This window comes from Hwangdonia seohaensis (assembly GCF_031932625.1).
GTDB lineage: Bacteria > Bacteroidota > Bacteroidia > Flavobacteriales > Flavobacteriaceae > Hwangdonia > Hwangdonia seohaensis.
Genome location: NZ_JAVSCK010000002.1, coordinates 697,026 through 711,796 on the forward strand (window position 1 = coordinate 697,026; position 14,771 = coordinate 711,796).

The following is a 14,771-nucleotide window of genomic DNA, read 5'->3' on the forward strand; positions in this document are numbered from 1 at the left end:
TACTTTTTTGTAAAATTTATTCTGGGTATTCAATACGCAAATGGTAAATATTTGCAAGCTTGTGCTTTAACACTTTTTTTATAGACTGTATTTCTTTAAACGTGATGTTTGCATTTAAGAATTGACCCTCTTCTATTTGTTTGTTTATAATGTTTTCAACAAAAGCATCAATCTTAGAGGATGTTGGTTCTTTTAAGCTTTTAGAAGCCGCTTCAACGCTATCGCACATCATTAAAATAGCGGTTTCCTTACTAAATGGTTTTGGTCCGGGATAACTAAAATCCGCCTCATCAACATCTTTATTCTGCTCTTTTTCTTTCTTATAAAAATAATACACCATGCTTGTACCGTGATGCGTTCGTATAAAATCTATAACCCGATCGGGCAGATTGTTTTTTCTGGCAATTTCAATACCATCTATAACGTGGTCGGTTATAATTTTTGCGCTTTCTGTTGCCAATAATTCATCGTGTGGATTGATTCCCGTGGACTGGTTTTCGGTAAAATAGGTTGGGCTTTTCATTTTCCCAATATCGTGGTACAACGCCCCTACTCTAATTAACATGGCATTGGCACCAATTTCGTTAGCCGATGCTTCAGCTAAATTGGCTACGTTTAACGAGTGGTGAAATGTTCCCGGAGCTATATTTGAAAGTTCCTTTAATAATTTTGAATTGGTATCGGACAATTCTAAAAGCGATACATCTGAAACTAAACCGAATATTTTTTCATAAATATAAATTAAAGGTTGCACAAATAAGGTGGCAAGCCCGCACAGAATAAACCAAATAAAAGTTTGCCATTCAATGGTTTCAACCGTGCCTTCGTGTATTACAAAAAAAGCAAAGTACGCCACGATATAAATTAGGGTAATTTGCCCTACGGAAATAAATAAATTGGCTCTTTTGTATAATTCCGAAACCGTTAAAATAGTTACAATCCCCGCTATAATCTGAAGGAACATATACTCGTAACTATTAGGTACAATAAAGCCCAACAATAGCACGGTTATAACATGTGCAAACATTCCCAATCGGGCATCGAAAAAAGCCTTTAAAACCAACGGTAAAATACATATGGGCACCACGTAAATATACTTTGAATTATAGTTTACAACCAATGTTGTAATAAAAACCATTAATAATATATTGAAGAAGATAAAAGTGACTTTGGTGTTGTTTTCAAATACATCTGGTCTGTATTTTCTAAGGAACAATAACAACATTAATAAAGCCAGTGCTACCAATAAAATGTACGCAAACAAAATCCAGTTGTAATTGGATTTGGTCCAAACTTGCGATTCGTATTCAGATTGTAAGGATTTTAAGATTTGGTATTTGTCACCTTCAATAACTTCACCTTTCGAAATTATCAAGGTACCTTTTTCAACACTTCCCCGGGCATAGGCTATTTTGTCAAACTCTTCTTGTAAAACCTTATCGGTAGTCGATTTATCGAAAACCAAATTCGGTTCAACCAAATCGAAAAACAGCGATACAAAATTGTTTTTATATTTTAATAAGTTCTGACTCGACAGTGTTTTTTCAATAACCTGCACCACTTCATCTTGCTTGATTAAGTTTGAAAACAATACTTTTTCTTTTTCAACCCGGTCGTCAAGTAAGGCTACAACTTGATTGTCTGAAAAACTATAATCTTCATTTAAAATACCAAACCGATATAATTCGTCTATGATTTTATGTCCTGTTTTTAATAAATTATCTAAGTCGGTTTTACTAATGGAATCGGTAAACGTGTTTTTAAATTGGGCTTCAAACGTATTGATTGCTTTAGTTTCAATAGAGTTATCAATATTAAAATATACAATGGAGTTGGTTCTAATGGTTTGTGTCTCCTCATTTATTTCACCTTCGGTTTTTTTAATGGCGAAATTAAACGGGGCGTATAAATTTTCGGATTGCCAAGGTTTTCCTTTTTCAAAATTATATTTGAATTTTCCGCTTTTCGGGAATAAATACACAATTAAAAACGTTGTGCATATAAACAATAATCCTTTATAGATTAAGGAATGGTTTCGGTAAAGTTTATTAATAAAGTCTTTCATTTAATACTTTAGTATTTTCAAATGTAATAAATTTCTAAGCGTATTCTATTTATTTTATAATATAGTAATCATTCAAATTTCTACTAAAAATTGATTATTTTCGTTGCATCAAAATTTAAGCATAAAAAAATGAGCAAAGAAGTTGTTATTGTATCGGCTGCAAGAACACCAATTGGTAGCTTTTTAGGGGCTTTATCTACAGTTCCCGCTACAAAATTGGGCGCCATTGCAATTAAAGGTGCCCTGGAAAAAATCAACCTTAAACCCGAGTTGGTCGAAGAGGTTTTAATGGGCAATGTTATTCAAGCCGGTACCGGACAAGCACCGGCAAGACAAGCCGCAATTTATGCCGGCATACCCAATACAGTGCCTTGTACTACTATAAATAAAGTTTGTGCTTCAGGCATGAAATCCGTTATGCAAGCCGCTCAAAGTATTGCCCTTGGCGATGCCGATATTATTGTTGCCGGCGGAATGGAAAACATGAGTTTAATTCCGCATTATTTATATGCGAGAACGGGTACAAAATTTGGCCCAACCACTTTAATTGATGGGATGCAAAAAGACGGATTGGTTGATGCTTACGACCAAAATGCCATGGGTGTTTGTGCCGATGCCTGTGCTGTTGAATATAAGTTTTCCAGAGAAGATCAAGACGCTTTTGCCATACAATCGTACACACGTTCTGCAGCAGCATGGAACGCCGGAAAATTTGATAACGAAGTTGTTCCTGTTGAAGTGCCACAACGCCGAGGCGCACCTATTATAGTTAACAAAGATGAAGAATTTACCAATGTGAAAATGGAAAAAATCCCTGCATTGCGGCCAGCCTTTACAAAAGATGGTACCGTAACTGCGGCCAATGCTTCTACCATTAACGATGGCGCGGGAGCCATGGTTTTAATGAGTAAGGAAAAAGCAGAGGAATTGGGCTTAAAACCTTTGGCAACCATAAAAGGCTATGCTGATGCCGCACACGAACCAGAATGGTTTACAACGGCACCGGCCAAAGCGTTACCTAAAGCTTTAAACAAAGCAGGTATTACCATGGACAATGTTGATTATTTTGAATTTAACGAAGCGTTTTCAGTTGTTGGTTTGGCCAATATGAAAATTCTCGGACTTAATGATAGCAACGTTAATGTTAATGGTGGTGCGGTTTCTCTTGGGCATCCGTTAGGTTGCTCTGGGGTACGGATTCTAATTACCTTATTAAATGTTTTAGAACAAAATAATGCTAGAATTGGTGCAGCGGCTATTTGCAATGGCGGCGGTGGTGCATCGGCAGTTGTTATTGAACGAAACTAATATTGAATGCAATACGGAATTTGTAATTTAAGCATTGTTTCCTTAAGGTTAGAACCCTCTGATAAAAGTGAACTCATTTCGCAAGTATTATACGGTGAATATTTTAAAGTTTTAGAACAGCGTAAATATTGGAGCAAAATCAGAGTCGCTTTTGATAATTATGAAGGTTGGATAGACAATAAACAATACATTGAAATTACCGAAGAACAATACCAAGCTTTAAACCAAGAAACCCCAAAGCTTTCGCTGGATTTGGTTGAGTTTGTTCAAGATGTGGACAAACAGTTGTATTCCATTCCATTGGGGTCTTCGTTAAATGGGTTATCGATTTTAAATCATCATTTTGATGGAAATTCAAACACTGAAAATTTATCAAAAAGCAACCTTATAAAAACATCTTTTTTATACTTAAACGCACCCTACCTTTGGGGCGGAAAAACGCCTTTTGGTATTGATTGCTCTGGTTTTACCCAAATGGTGTACAAACTAAATGGTTATAAATTGTTACGAGAGGCCTCGCAGCAAGCCACACAAGGAGAAGCATTGAGTTTTATTGAAGAAAGCGAACCCGGGGATTTAGCTTTTTTTGATGACAACGAAGGCATCATAACGCATGTTGGCATTATCATGAAAGACAATTACATTATTCACGCTTACGGTAAAGTACGCATTGACAGATTAGACCATTCGGGTATTTATAATGTAGATAAAAAAATGCACACGCATAAACTAAGGGTGATTAAAAAGATTGTCTAGTCCCAAAATAAATGACCCAAGATTTTATCGGATAAAAACCTAAGCAACAACCTTATTGTTTAGTTTTTTTTAATGCAAATTTCGGTTATAGCCTTTTAGTTTTTGGCTGCTTTCTTTTTCATTAATTGATGGACTTCCAAGGCCTGTTCAAAATGTCTTTGTTCGTGGGTCACTATAATATCAAAAGCTTTTTCTAATTTGTAAACTATATTTTTATTTGCCGGAGATGAGATTACGGTTCCTTTTTCTATCAGGTCTTTCGAATTTTGAATGATGTTTTTCAATTCAGATTGATGCTTTCTAAATCTATCGAGAATCCCAATTGCGATATCGCTTTCATTTGGCTCCCACATGGTAAATGTTTTCATTTTCTTTTTCCTATCGGGCTGAACTGCCTTTAAAACAGTTTTCCCAAAAAATGATACAAGAAATCCAAATTTGGCTAAAAATGGGGTTTTATAAGTGTCCTTCCGAATGGAATCGATTACCGGGAAATAGCTCTCGTTGATTACAATTAAATGTTCCATATTTTGAGAAATACTCCAAGTCTCGGCGTTTGGTTTCCAATTTAATTGTTCGAAACTTAATTCACCAAAAGTATCAGAAAAATTTTGAGTCGTCTTGTCTATCTGTGCAATCCAATTTTCCATATCAATGAATTTTTTGTTTTTCAAACTTAGCGCAATCGATCTTTTTATAAAATTATATCACCTGTTCGACACTACTAATTTAACAAAAATAAAAGCGGAAATAAAATGGTCGAAGACTTTACGCAGAAATAAAAAATTTCTTGAAGCGAAGTATCTTCGAGGCAAAGCCATAAAGGTATTTAGCTCGTTTCATTTTGTTCTTAGGGCTAAAAACCGAAATTTGTTAATTAGAGTCCCGATGTCTCGGGAATGACAGTTTCAACGAAAACCAGAAGCAGAGCCTCGTGGAAGACTTTGAGAAGAAGTAAAAACAATTCCAAAAACCAAAAAACCTTGCTAAATAATTAGCAAGGTTTTGATTTAAAAAAGATATTTTGTTTTGTGACCGGGCTGGGGCTCGAACCCAGGACCCTCTCCTTAAAAGGGAGATGCTCTACCAACTGAGCTACCCGGTCATTATTTCAACGTTGCCAACCTTATTACCGTTAGCGGGTGCAAATATAAAATGTTTAATTAATAAAACAATACTTTTTTTAATTAAATTTTCGTTTTTTTGCAGCTCTTAAACGTATGTTTTTAATAATCAATTTATAGCATAAAAATGATTGTAGTTTTAATTGGGTATATGGCTTCTGGAAAATCTACTTTTGGTAGGATTTTAGCAAAAAAATTAAGTTACGACTTTATTGATTTAGACGATTATATTGAAGAAAGGGAAAACACAACCATTAGCGACATTTTCAAACTGAAGGGCGAAATCTATTTCAGAAAAAAAGAAACCCAATACTTAACCGATATTTTACAAACCAAAAAGAAGCTGATTTTGTCTTTAGGCGGTGGCACACCCTGCTACGGAAACAATATGGAAACCGTTTTAAATTCAAAGGATGTGGTAAGCATCTATTTAAAAGCTACTATACCAACCTTGGTTAACCGATTGAAAAACGAAAAAGCCAAACGACCTTTAATCGCGCATATTGAAACGGACGATTTACTCGCCGAATTTATAGGAAAGCATTTGTTTGAACGCGCGCCGTTTTACGGTCAAGCCGATAAAATTATTTCAACCGACAACAAAACTGAAAAAGAGATTATTGAAGCTATCCTTTTGGAGTTATTCTAAAACCGCTTCAATTTTTTCACCTTCTAAAAAAACATTAACATGCTCGTGTAACGATGTTGATAAAGAAATTCCTTTAAAATCGGCTTTAATAGGATATTTTTTATGATTTCTATTAACCAAAACAGCGGTTTTAAATTGTTTTAATGGCACATCTAAAAAATGCTTTACACCATAAATTAAAGTGGTGCCAGAGTTTAAAACATCATCAATTAAAACCAAAGATTTATTTTGATACTCCTTGGCAGGAATTGATGTTTTAATTGGCGATAACGGATTTTTTTTATCAATACTAACTTTACAAAGCACCGGATTTATATCAGATATTTTACTCAGCGCTGTTTTTAGTTTTTTTGCAAGAATGTAACCATTTCGGTCTATGCCAGCCAAAATAACCTCGGTTTCATTCACGTTGTTTTCGTATATCTGAAAAGCAATACGTCTTATTTTATGATTGATTTCGGTATGGGTCAGGATTACATTGTTCATGGCACTAGGGTTCAGCTTGTTAAATTAAGGTTTAAAATTACTCATTTCCTTCAGTAAAATCATCAATATCGCGTCTATCTTTTTTTGTAGGTCTGCCAACGCCCTTTTTTCGGTAATAATCTTTAGCGTACTTTAAAAGCTCTTGGGCTTCAAATTGTTCTTTTGGCGTCATATCGGTTCTATAAATATCAACCAGTTTTGCGCCAATTCTACTTTCAGGAATATCATTAACTTTTAGTTTATAGTTAATTTGGTTCTTCCGTAACTCCACAATATCCTGCGCAAACACCTCTCTACTGGGTTTAACAACATCGTTGTTTATTTTAACCTGTCCTTTTTTACAAGCTGTTGTTGCCAAAGATCGGTTTTTGTAATATCTAACACACCATAAATACTTGTCTATTCGCATACAATTATTCTAAAAACTACGTTAATGTTGTTGTGCAAAACTATATTAAAATTGTATCTTGCGCCTCAAAAATAATCAATAATGAGAAAAGGAAAAATAGCTTTATCTATTTTATGTTTAATAGTTGGATTTCTGTCTTGTAACAAAGATGACGGTGGCAGTTTTACTGAAGTGCCACAAAGAGACCGAACCGAACAGCAGGCTTCAGACAAAGATTCTTTAGTTAAATATTTAAACGGGCATTATTACAATGCGAGTGCATTTATCAATAATACCAACCCGAGTATTAAAGATTTAGTAATAACCACAATAACCGACGAAGTCATTTCCAGCGATGCCGATTCTTTGTTAATTAATGCCGTAGACCTAAAAACGGTGAAGTTCTCTGAAACAGATTACGAGTTTTATATTCTTGATTTAAACCCAAATGCTGGAGGTGAATCGCCTAAATTCTCAGATCAAATTCGCGTAAACTATGAAGGTTTCACACTTGATAATAAAGTTTTTGATAGTGCCGTAACCCCAGTAGATTTCGATTTGATTTCGCTTGTACCGGGATGGAGAAAGGTTATGCCATTTTTTAAGGCAGCCGAATCTTTTACCAACGAGAACGACGGTACCGTTAGTTATACAAACCACGGTGTTGGCGTTATGTTTTTGCCTTCTGGATTGGGCTATTTTAGCAATGCTACAGGCGGAATTTCAGCATATACATCCATTGCTTTTAAGTTTGATTTGTTCCAAGTTGCTGAAAACGACCATGATAATGATGGCATTCCATCTTATTTAGAAGATTTAAATGGCGATGGGGAATTTACCCTGAATACGGGTGTAGACACGAATGATGGCGATGATACCGATAATGACGGTATTCCTGATTATTTTGATATAGATGATGATGGCGATGGCGTACCGACCCTTAATGAACTTGAGCATAAAACCTATACGGTTGACACCAACCAAGGCGAAGAAGAACCTGTTTTAGCTGCTGAAGAATTTGAGTTTAGCCGATCAAAAAGTGCCGGTATTATTACCATAAAAACGGTAACCATAGTAGATTCCAATAACGATGGTTTGGCTGATTACCTTGACAAAAATATTGCCATAGACTACTTAGAATAATAAATTGAAGAACCAATAAAAAAAGCGACCAATCGGTCGCTTTTTTTATAACATAATATCCTTATTATTAAAATGACGTTGATGCAAACAACATACCACCCAAAAACATTAAAACATAAATACTAATAATTACAATGGCAAAAATGCCCATAAATTTATAATGAGACTTTAAATTGGTAAAAGCCGATTTAAAATCCGCTTTATTTGTTGTGCTCAAAGCATTTTTCATCTTTCTTGAAAAATTAAACAAATAGAGTACCGGGAAAAAATAAATGAGGCCCATGCCCACATAAATAAGCCCGAAATACCCCATTGGAAACCCCATAGCATCATATGGGTTGCTACTTCCAAAAGTGTTGGTTCCCATCATGGCGCCTAAAAACACGCCGGCAATTACCATTAAACCTATTCCTATAAAACCAATTATAGATAACAAATAAGTCCAAGAGGAGGTTTCTTTTAAAAGTCCTTTAATGTCTTCACCTATTTCCAATTCAAAGCTTTCAAAAGCCGATTTCTGTTCCATATTTTTTAGGCTTCAAACTGTTTTAAGGTATCAGTAATAATACGCACACAGTCCAACAATTGCTCTTCAGTCATAACCAAAGGAGGCGCAAATCGAATGATGTTTCCGTGTGTAGGTTTTGCTAATAAACCGTTATCGCGCAACGCCAAACAGATATTCCAAGCCGTATCGCTGTCTTCATCATCATTAATAACAATAGCATTTAAAAGGCCTTTACCTCTTACTAAAGTAGCAATGTTGCTTGTTTCTATATATTTATTTATTTCGCTTCTAAACAATTGCCCCAATGTTTCGGCATTATTTGACAATGCTTCCTCTTTTACAACCGTTAAAGCAGCCATAGCTACAGCAGCAGCAATAGGGTTTCCGCCAAAAGTACTTCCGTGGTTTCCTGGTTTTATAACCTTCATAATATTATCATTTGCTAAAACCGCAGAAACCGGATACGCACCACCGCTTAAGGCTTTACCAAGAATTAAAATATCGGGGTTTACATTTTCATGGTTTACAGCCAAAAGTTTTCCGGTTCGTGCAATGCCCGTTTGCACTTCATCTGCGATAAAAAGCACATTGTATTTTTCGCATAATGCCTTTGCTTTTGTTAAATACCCTTCGCTCGGAACATAAACACCAGCTTCCCCTTGAATGGGCTCTACTAAAAAACCACCAACATTTGGATTGTTTTTTAAAGCATCTTCTAAGGCTTCTAAATTATCATATTCAATTTTTATAAATCCTTTAGTATAGGGTCCAAAATTTTTACGCGCCACAGGATCGTTTGAAAATGAAATAATAGTGGTTGTCCGTCCATGAAAGTTGTTTTCGCAAACAATAATTTCGGCTTTGTTTTCATCAATGCCTTTAACCTCGTAAGCCCATTTTCTACAAATTTTCAAAGCTGTTTCTACGGCTTCGGCCCCTGTATTCATGGGTAATAACTTATCAAATCCAAAAAACTCGCAAGCGAATTTTTCGTATTTCCCAAGCATATCATTGTAAAATGCCCTAGATGTTAATGTTAAGGTTTGTGCTTGATTGGTCATGGCTCCAACAATTTTTGGATGACAATGCCCTTGGTTTACCGCTGAATATGCAGATAGAAAATCGTAATACTGTTTTCCTTCTACATCCCATACATACACACCTTCTCCCCTGCTTAATACCACAGGTAACGGATGGTAATTGTGTGCACCATACTTGTTTTCTAAATCGATCGCTTGTTGCGAAGTTAATTGGTTTAAAATTGCCATTTTAAAGAATTTAAATATTAAAAAAATGCAATTCCTTCTGTACCTTTATTCTTTCGGAATCCCAATGTTTATCGGGACGAAAAAGCAGCGTGGGAGAGAAATCATCCCTAGGAATTGCAATATTAATAAATATTTATGGCGTTTTAAAATTCTATTTCATTTTATGATATAATGATGACACTTGCAATTCCAACCGTTTCATCTCTCTTAAAATCGCATTTTTGTCCATTTGCATCCACGCAAACACCTTTAACATACTTACTCCAAGTAAGAATATAATGCTTCCCAATCCCCATTTTAAAAGGTCTTTAGTTGTTTCAGTATTAAAAAATTGCACGAGGCAATAAATGAACAGTCCGAAAAAAACCAAAGTCATAATATTCATCATAACCAACAGCCATTTGTTTTTTCCCTTAAACAAACCACCAACCATTTGCCATGTGTTTTGCTCATCCAAATCGTCGTAAAACTTAGCCTCTTCCTGGGTTAATGTTTCTTTTATTAATTTATCGATGTCTTCCATATTATTTTTCATTTGTGTCGTTTTTAATTATTAATAATCGTTTCGTTTTTCTTTTAATGTGTCTTTTAATTTTTCCCTGGCATGAAATAATCTTGATTTTGCAGTACCTACCGATATATTCAAAATAGCGCTAATTTCCTTTAACGAATAGTCTTCAACATAAAACAATTTAATCACGGTTTGCTGATGTTCCACTAAATTATTAATCGCTTTTAAAAGTGCTTTTTTTAAGGCTTCATCAGTCTCGTTTTCAACGTCTAAGGTGTCTTGTTCGTATTTGTAATGTTCCATATTATCTCGCGTTCGGTTATTAGAATTGATGTAATCTATAGCCTTGGTGTAAACAATGCGTAATGCCCAAGAACCAAAGCTATTGGGGTCTTTTAGCTTGTCTATTTTATCAATGATGGTTTTCCAGCTTTCCTGCGCAATATCTTTGGCAACATCGGCATCTTTAACCAGCCAAAATGCCTTTTCGCAAAACAGCTTGTGCCAGCGTTTAACCAATTCTGTAAGTGCGCTTGCGTGCCCAGAAAGGTATTGGGTAACCAACATCGCATCTATGGTTTTATCCTTTTTCAATGCGGTTTGGTTTATATTGCTTTCCTTTTTTTGCCTTTAATCATTCTAATAAATTTTACCCAAAATTATATTTTGTTTCCTTTTTCTGATGAAAACTGATTTTACCATTTATAAATGGTTTATTTTAAATTGATTGATTTTTCGCTTACGGATAATTATAACCACCATACTATAAAGACGGTAAATTTTATAAAAGGTTCATTTATTTTCAACTTATTTTACCATGTGCCTAAAGTTAATGGAAATAAAACGACATGTTTTTAATGCGATTTTAGAACTTATTTAAACTTCTTAAAATTGAATTGAAAAAGTATAAATGAGTTCAGTATTTTTGCAGCATGTCAAAAAGAAGAAAACAGAGAAAACAAGTTTTTGAAAACGTAGAAGTAATCGATGCCGGGGCAAAAGGAAAAACCATTGCCAAAGCACCCGACGGGAAAGTTATTTTTTTACCCAATGCAGTTCCTGGCGATGTGGTTGATGTGCAAACCTTTAAAAAGCGAAAAGCTTATTATGAAGGAAAAGCAACGGTTTTTCATAAATTATCCGATAAAAGAACCGAGCCTGTATGCGAGCATTTTGGAACCTGTGGCGGTTGCAAATGGCAAGATATGGCTTACGAACACCAACTGTTTTACAAGCAAAAGGAAGTTACCAATAATTTAACCCGAATTGGGCACATTGAGTTACCGGAAGTTACCCCTATTTTGGGTTCTGCCAATCCTTATTTCTACAGAAATAAAATGGAGTTTTCGTTCAGCGATTCGCGTTGGTTAACTTTTGAAGAAGTACAATCGGATAAAGATTTGGGCGACAGAAATGCTTTAGGTTTTCATATTCCCGGAATGTGGGATAAGATTTTAGATGTTAAAAAATGCCATTTACAGGCCGATCCTTCAAATGCGATTAGGAATGCGGTAAAGGCGTTTGCCATTGAAAATGAATTTGAATTTTTCAATACCAGAAATCAAACCGGATTGTTGCGTACCATGATGATTCGCACATCCAGTACGGGCGATATTATGGTTATGATTCAGTTTTTTAAAGACGATAAAGCAAAACGTGAATTGCTATTGGATTTTATTGCTGAAACTTTTCCGGAAATTACCTCATTACAATATGTAATAAACGGAAAGGCGAACGATACTATTTACGATCAAAACGTAATTTGTTATAAAGGCGCCGACCACATTTTTGAAGAAATGGAAGGTTTGCGCTTTAAAATAAATGCCAAATCGTTTTATCAAACCAATTCCGCGCAAGCGTACGAACTTTATAAAATAACACGCGATTTTGCTGGATTAACGGGCAACGAACTCGTTTACGATTTATACACCGGCACAGGCACCATTGCACAATTTGTCGCCAAAAAAGCGAGTAAAGTGGTTGGTGTTGAAGCAGTGCCCGATGCCATAACAGCTGCCAAGGAAAATGCACAATTAAATAACATTAATAACGTTGAGTTCTTTGTTGGCGATATGAAACAGGTTTTTAACACCGCGTTTATCACAGAACATGGGCAACCCGATGTTATTATTACCGATCCGCCACGCGATGGTATGCATAAAGATGTGGTGCAGCAAATATTAAATATTGCGCCAAAAAAAATAGTGTATGTAAGCTGTAACAGTGCCACACAGGCCAGAGACTTGGCGTTAATGGATGCTATGTATAAAGTTGCAAAAACCCAAGCGGTTGATATGTTTCCGCAAACGCACCATGTTGAAAATGTGGTGTTGCTGGAAAAGCGTTAAAAGTTTATTCGTTTATTTGTATAAAATGAAAATGAAGTATTTTAAATATCTTTTTTTACCAATTATGGTATTGGTAATTGGAATTACAGCAAGTTGCGAACGCGACGATATATGTCCCGAAAGCACCTCGACCACTCCCAGTTTAATTATTGACGCTTTCGATATTGACAATCAAGAGGATGTCAAAAACGTGTTCGATTTGGTTGTCGCCGGTATTGGCAACAACAGTGTGTTGCCCGGATACGCCATTACCCGAACCGCCAACCTTATCCTGCCATTAAAAACCACGGAGGACACCACGCAATATGTACTTATAAATGAGGCCACCATAAACGATAACGGCACGCCTGATGATACCACAGATGATTTTTACGATGGCAACCAAGATATAATAACCATAAGCTACACCAGAGAAGAAGTTTTTGTTTCGCGTGCCTGCGGTTACAAAACTATTTTTAAAGATGTTGAAGTTGTTGTTGAAACCGATAGCGACAATTGGATACAATTAATACAACCTGTAAATAACCCACAATCTGTAGAAGATGAAACAGCAACACATTTTAACTTATTTCATTAGTAGTGCGTTTTTACTGCTATTTTGTGTTTCTGTAAATGCGCAAAACGACAGTATTCCCAATACGGTAAACGACTCTGTAAAAATCAAGCAAAAATACGGACTTCGGGTGGGTGCCGATATTGGCAAATTGATTCGAACGGCTGTTGACGATGAGTATTCAGGTTTCGAAATTATTGGCGATTACCGACTTAAAAAAAAGCTATACTTAGCCGGGGAAATTGGTGTTGAAGAAAAAAACAACGCAACCGATTATTTAGATATTACAACCAAAGGCAGCTATTTTAAAGGCGGCATCGATTACAACGCCTATCAAAACTGGTTGGATATGGACAACATGATTTACTTTGGGTTTCGCGTTGGTGCCAGTTCGTTTAGCCATACTTTAAATAGCTTTACGGTTTATAATACCAACCAATATTGGGGCGGGCAACTTTCGTCTGATACGCCTCAGGAGTTTAATGGCTTAACCGCTATTTGGGCAGAACTTATTTTAGGATTAAAGGCAGAATTGTTCACCAATTTATACATGGGCTTAAATGTGCAGCTTAAGGTTTTGGCAAGCGAAACAGAGCCTGGGAATTTTCAAAATATATACATTCCCGGATTTAACAAAACCTACGATAGCAGTCGTATTGGCGTGGGTTACAGCTATACCATTTCGTATCGCATTCCGCTTTATAAAAAGGACAAATAGCTTTTAATTCATTTTTAAAATGAAGAAATTAGTAAAAATCATTGGCAGCATTATGGTAATTGGTGTTGTTTATGTATGCCTATCCATTTCGCCTATTTTCTTTGAAGATTTTTCGAGAAAAACAACCCATGATTTTTTAATAATCTCCCATCGTGGTGCGGCACAATTAGCACCGGAAAACACAATTTCGTCGGTAAATGCGGCTTTAAAACAGCAACCCGATCGTATTGAAATTGATGTACAGCAAACTAAAGATTCTGTGGTGGTTTTAATGCACGATACTACTTTGGATAGAACAACCAATGGCACGGGATTAATAAAAGAAAACAGCTTTTCATCGCTTTCAAAATTAGATGCGGGCTCTTGGTTTTCGAGTGATTTTTCAAATGAAAGGATTCCCACTTTAGAAGCCATTATTAAATTAATTGATGGCCAATGCCAACTAATTATCGAGATTAAAAAAGGCGATGATTACTATCCGAATATCGAAAAAAACATCGTAAACATTATAACGAAACACCAAGCTGAATCTTGGGTGATAATTCATTCCTTCGATTCTGAGGTTTTGGAACGCGTGCATCAATTAAACCCTAATATTGCGTTGCATAAATTGTTGGTTGGCAAATTAAAATTTATGCCTTTTATCATTTCAAATCAATTTGAATCTTTTCATATTGATAAACGGCCGTACATAAAAGCATACAGTATAAATTATGTTTTCGCCAATCGCGACATCATCAATCTTTTAAAATCCAAAGGAAAAGAAGTCAACGTTTGGAATTTAAATGACGCTGATTACGCTAGGGAATTAATTTCACTTGGGGTTGATGGCATTATTACAGACAACCCTAATCTGCTAAAAGATTAAAACAAACGGTTTATCTTCTTATTTGTTGAAACCATGCCTATTCGAGCGATTTTTCAATAGGAGAAAATCGGATAGATA

The 14,771-nt window shown here is 35.6% G+C and carries 16 protein-coding genes and 1 tRNA gene; 8 read left to right on the forward strand and 9 right to left on the reverse strand.

The window, feature by feature from the left end; all coding sequences use genetic code 11:
* Positions 1-16 precede the first annotated feature (16 nt).
* Positions 17-2,065 (reverse strand): HD family phosphohydrolase, encoded by a 2,049-nt coding sequence (locus tag RNZ47_RS08250; RefSeq protein ID WP_311938726.1) that lies wholly within the window; start codon positions 2,063-2,065, stop codon positions 17-19.
* Positions 2,066-2,194: 129 nt separating this feature from the next.
* Here RNZ47_RS08250 and RNZ47_RS08255 point away from each other — a divergent pair, with 129 nt between their 5' ends.
* Both RNZ47_RS08255 and RNZ47_RS08260 read left to right on the forward strand, forming a co-directional pair.
* Positions 2,195-3,373 carry an acetyl-CoA C-acyltransferase gene (locus RNZ47_RS08255; protein WP_311938728.1) on the forward strand — a complete coding sequence of 393 codons (1,179 nt, stop codon included), beginning with the start codon at positions 2,195-2,197 and terminating at the stop codon, positions 3,371-3,373.
* Between the two features lie 6 nt (positions 3,374-3,379).
* Positions 3,380-4,129 (forward strand): C40 family peptidase, encoded by a 750-nt coding sequence (locus RNZ47_RS08260; protein WP_311938730.1) that lies wholly within the window; start codon positions 3,380-3,382, stop codon positions 4,127-4,129.
* A 95-nt stretch (positions 4,130-4,224) separates the two neighbouring features.
* Here the strand turns inward: RNZ47_RS08260 and RNZ47_RS08265 are convergent, their stop codons facing one another.
* Together RNZ47_RS08265 and RNZ47_RS08270 are read right to left on the reverse strand one after the other, a co-directional pair.
* On the reverse strand, positions 4,225-4,779 hold the full coding sequence (locus tag RNZ47_RS08265; protein ID WP_311938731.1) for a DinB family protein: 555 nt from the start codon (positions 4,777-4,779) through the stop codon (positions 4,225-4,227).
* Positions 4,780-5,161: 382 nt separating this feature from the next.
* Positions 5,162-5,234: transfer RNA gene (locus RNZ47_RS08270), tRNA-Lys, on the reverse strand.
* Positions 5,235-5,380: 146 nt separating this feature from the next.
* Between RNZ47_RS08270 and RNZ47_RS08275 the strand changes: the two genes are divergently transcribed.
* A complete protein-coding gene (locus RNZ47_RS08275) occupies positions 5,381-5,902 on the forward strand; it encodes a shikimate kinase (protein WP_311938733.1) in 522 nt (173 codons plus the stop codon).
* Here the strand turns inward: RNZ47_RS08275 and RNZ47_RS08280 are convergent.
* Together RNZ47_RS08280 and RNZ47_RS08285 are read right to left on the reverse strand one after the other, a co-directional pair.
* Positions 5,894-6,388, reverse strand: coding sequence for a phosphoribosyltransferase family protein (locus RNZ47_RS08280; protein WP_311938735.1), 495 nt, complete (start codon positions 6,386-6,388; stop codon positions 5,894-5,896). The genes RNZ47_RS08275 and RNZ47_RS08280 overlap by 9 nt on opposite strands.
* Before the next feature lie 37 nt (positions 6,389-6,425).
* On the reverse strand, positions 6,426-6,797 hold the full coding sequence (locus RNZ47_RS08285; protein ID WP_311938737.1) for an Hsp15 family ribosome-associated heat shock protein: 372 nt from the start codon (positions 6,795-6,797) through the stop codon (positions 6,426-6,428).
* Between the two features lie 81 nt (positions 6,798-6,878).
* Between RNZ47_RS08285 and RNZ47_RS08290 the strand changes: the two genes are divergently transcribed.
* Positions 6,879-7,919, forward strand: a complete 1,041-nt coding sequence (locus tag RNZ47_RS08290; RefSeq protein WP_311938739.1) for an FKBP-type peptidyl-prolyl cis-trans isomerase — start codon at positions 6,879-6,881, stop codon at positions 7,917-7,919.
* A 67-nt stretch (positions 7,920-7,986) separates the two neighbouring features.
* Here RNZ47_RS08290 and RNZ47_RS08295 read toward each other — a convergent pair whose 3' ends face one another.
* From RNZ47_RS08295 to RNZ47_RS08310, 4 genes are all read right to left on the reverse strand, one after another.
* On the reverse strand, positions 7,987-8,445 hold the full coding sequence (locus RNZ47_RS08295) for a DUF5362 family protein (protein ID WP_311938742.1): 459 nt from the start codon (positions 8,443-8,445) through the stop codon (positions 7,987-7,989).
* A gap of 5 nt (positions 8,446-8,450) precedes the next feature.
* A complete protein-coding gene (rocD, locus tag RNZ47_RS08300; protein WP_311938744.1) occupies positions 8,451-9,695 on the reverse strand; it encodes an ornithine--oxo-acid transaminase in 1,245 nt (414 codons plus the stop codon).
* A gap of 151 nt (positions 9,696-9,846) precedes the next feature.
* Positions 9,847-10,230: a DUF6768 family protein gene (locus tag RNZ47_RS08305; protein ID WP_311938746.1), complete on the reverse strand. Its 384-nt coding sequence runs from the start codon at positions 10,228-10,230 to the stop codon at positions 9,847-9,849.
* Positions 10,231-10,248: 18 nt separating this feature from the next.
* On the reverse strand, positions 10,249-10,800 hold the full coding sequence (locus RNZ47_RS08310) for an RNA polymerase sigma factor (RefSeq protein WP_311938747.1): 552 nt from the start codon (positions 10,798-10,800) through the stop codon (positions 10,249-10,251).
* Positions 10,801-11,138: 338 nt separating this feature from the next.
* On the opposite strand from RNZ47_RS08310, the gene rlmD reads away from it, so the two are divergent.
* Genes rlmD through RNZ47_RS08330 form a run of 4 tightly spaced genes read left to right on the forward strand, consistent with a single transcriptional unit; the run spans position 11,139 to position 14,693 of the window.
* Positions 11,139-12,554, forward strand: coding sequence for a 23S rRNA (uracil(1939)-C(5))-methyltransferase RlmD (gene rlmD, locus RNZ47_RS08315; protein WP_311938749.1), 1,416 nt, complete (start codon positions 11,139-11,141; stop codon positions 12,552-12,554).
* A gap of 31 nt (positions 12,555-12,585) precedes the next feature.
* A complete protein-coding gene (locus tag RNZ47_RS08320; protein ID WP_311938751.1) occupies positions 12,586-13,131 on the forward strand; it encodes a DUF6452 family protein in 546 nt (181 codons plus the stop codon).
* The gene (locus tag RNZ47_RS08325; RefSeq protein ID WP_311938752.1) at positions 13,097-13,825 is read left to right on the forward strand and encodes a DUF6048 family protein; all 729 of its coding nucleotides are present in this window, start codon (positions 13,097-13,099) and stop codon (positions 13,823-13,825) included. Before RNZ47_RS08320 ends, RNZ47_RS08325 begins: the two co-directional genes overlap by 35 nt.
* Positions 13,826-13,844: 19 nt before the next feature.
* Positions 13,845-14,693 (forward strand): glycerophosphodiester phosphodiesterase, encoded by an 849-nt coding sequence (locus tag RNZ47_RS08330; protein ID WP_311938754.1) that lies wholly within the window; start codon positions 13,845-13,847, stop codon positions 14,691-14,693.
* Positions 14,694-14,771: the final 78 nt, after the last annotated feature.

What these genes read in the sequence shown, in the direction of transcription:
- RNZ47_RS08250 (WP_311938726.1), bottom strand. Translation starts at nt 2,065, where the DNA reads ATGAAAGACTTTATTAATAAACTTTACCGAAACCATTCCTTAATCTAT.
- RNZ47_RS08255 (WP_311938728.1), top strand. Translation starts at nt 2,195, where the DNA reads ATGAGCAAAGAAGTTGTTATTGTATCGGCTGCAAGAACACCAATTGGT.
- RNZ47_RS08325 (WP_311938752.1), top strand. Translation starts at nt 13,097, where the DNA reads ATGAAACAGCAACACATTTTAACTTATTTCATTAGTAGTGCGTTTTTA.
- RNZ47_RS08275 (WP_311938733.1), top strand. Translation starts at nt 5,381, where the DNA reads ATGATTGTAGTTTTAATTGGGTATATGGCTTCTGGAAAATCTACTTTT.
- RNZ47_RS08265 (WP_311938731.1), bottom strand. Translation starts at nt 4,779, where the DNA reads ATGGAAAATTGGATTGCACAGATAGACAAGACGACTCAAAATTTTTCT.
- rlmD (WP_311938749.1), top strand. Translation starts at nt 11,139, where the DNA reads ATGTCAAAAAGAAGAAAACAGAGAAAACAAGTTTTTGAAAACGTAGAA.
- rocD (WP_311938744.1), bottom strand. Translation starts at nt 9,695, where the DNA reads ATGGCAATTTTAAACCAATTAACTTCGCAACAAGCGATCGATTTAGAA.
- RNZ47_RS08320 (WP_311938751.1), top strand. Translation starts at nt 12,586, where the DNA reads ATGAAGTATTTTAAATATCTTTTTTTACCAATTATGGTATTGGTAATT.
- RNZ47_RS08290 (WP_311938739.1), top strand. Translation starts at nt 6,879, where the DNA reads ATGAGAAAAGGAAAAATAGCTTTATCTATTTTATGTTTAATAGTTGGA.
- RNZ47_RS08285 (WP_311938737.1), bottom strand. Translation starts at nt 6,797, where the DNA reads ATGCGAATAGACAAGTATTTATGGTGTGTTAGATATTACAAAAACCGA.
- RNZ47_RS08280 (WP_311938735.1), bottom strand. Translation starts at nt 6,388, where the DNA reads ATGAACAATGTAATCCTGACCCATACCGAAATCAATCATAAAATAAGA.
- RNZ47_RS08295 (WP_311938742.1), bottom strand. Translation starts at nt 8,445, where the DNA reads ATGGAACAGAAATCGGCTTTTGAAAGCTTTGAATTGGAAATAGGTGAA.
- RNZ47_RS08260 (WP_311938730.1), top strand. Translation starts at nt 3,380, where the DNA reads ATGCAATACGGAATTTGTAATTTAAGCATTGTTTCCTTAAGGTTAGAA.
- RNZ47_RS08330 (WP_311938754.1), top strand. Translation starts at nt 13,845, where the DNA reads ATGAAGAAATTAGTAAAAATCATTGGCAGCATTATGGTAATTGGTGTT.
- RNZ47_RS08305 (WP_311938746.1), bottom strand. Translation starts at nt 10,230, where the DNA reads ATGAAAAATAATATGGAAGACATCGATAAATTAATAAAAGAAACATTA.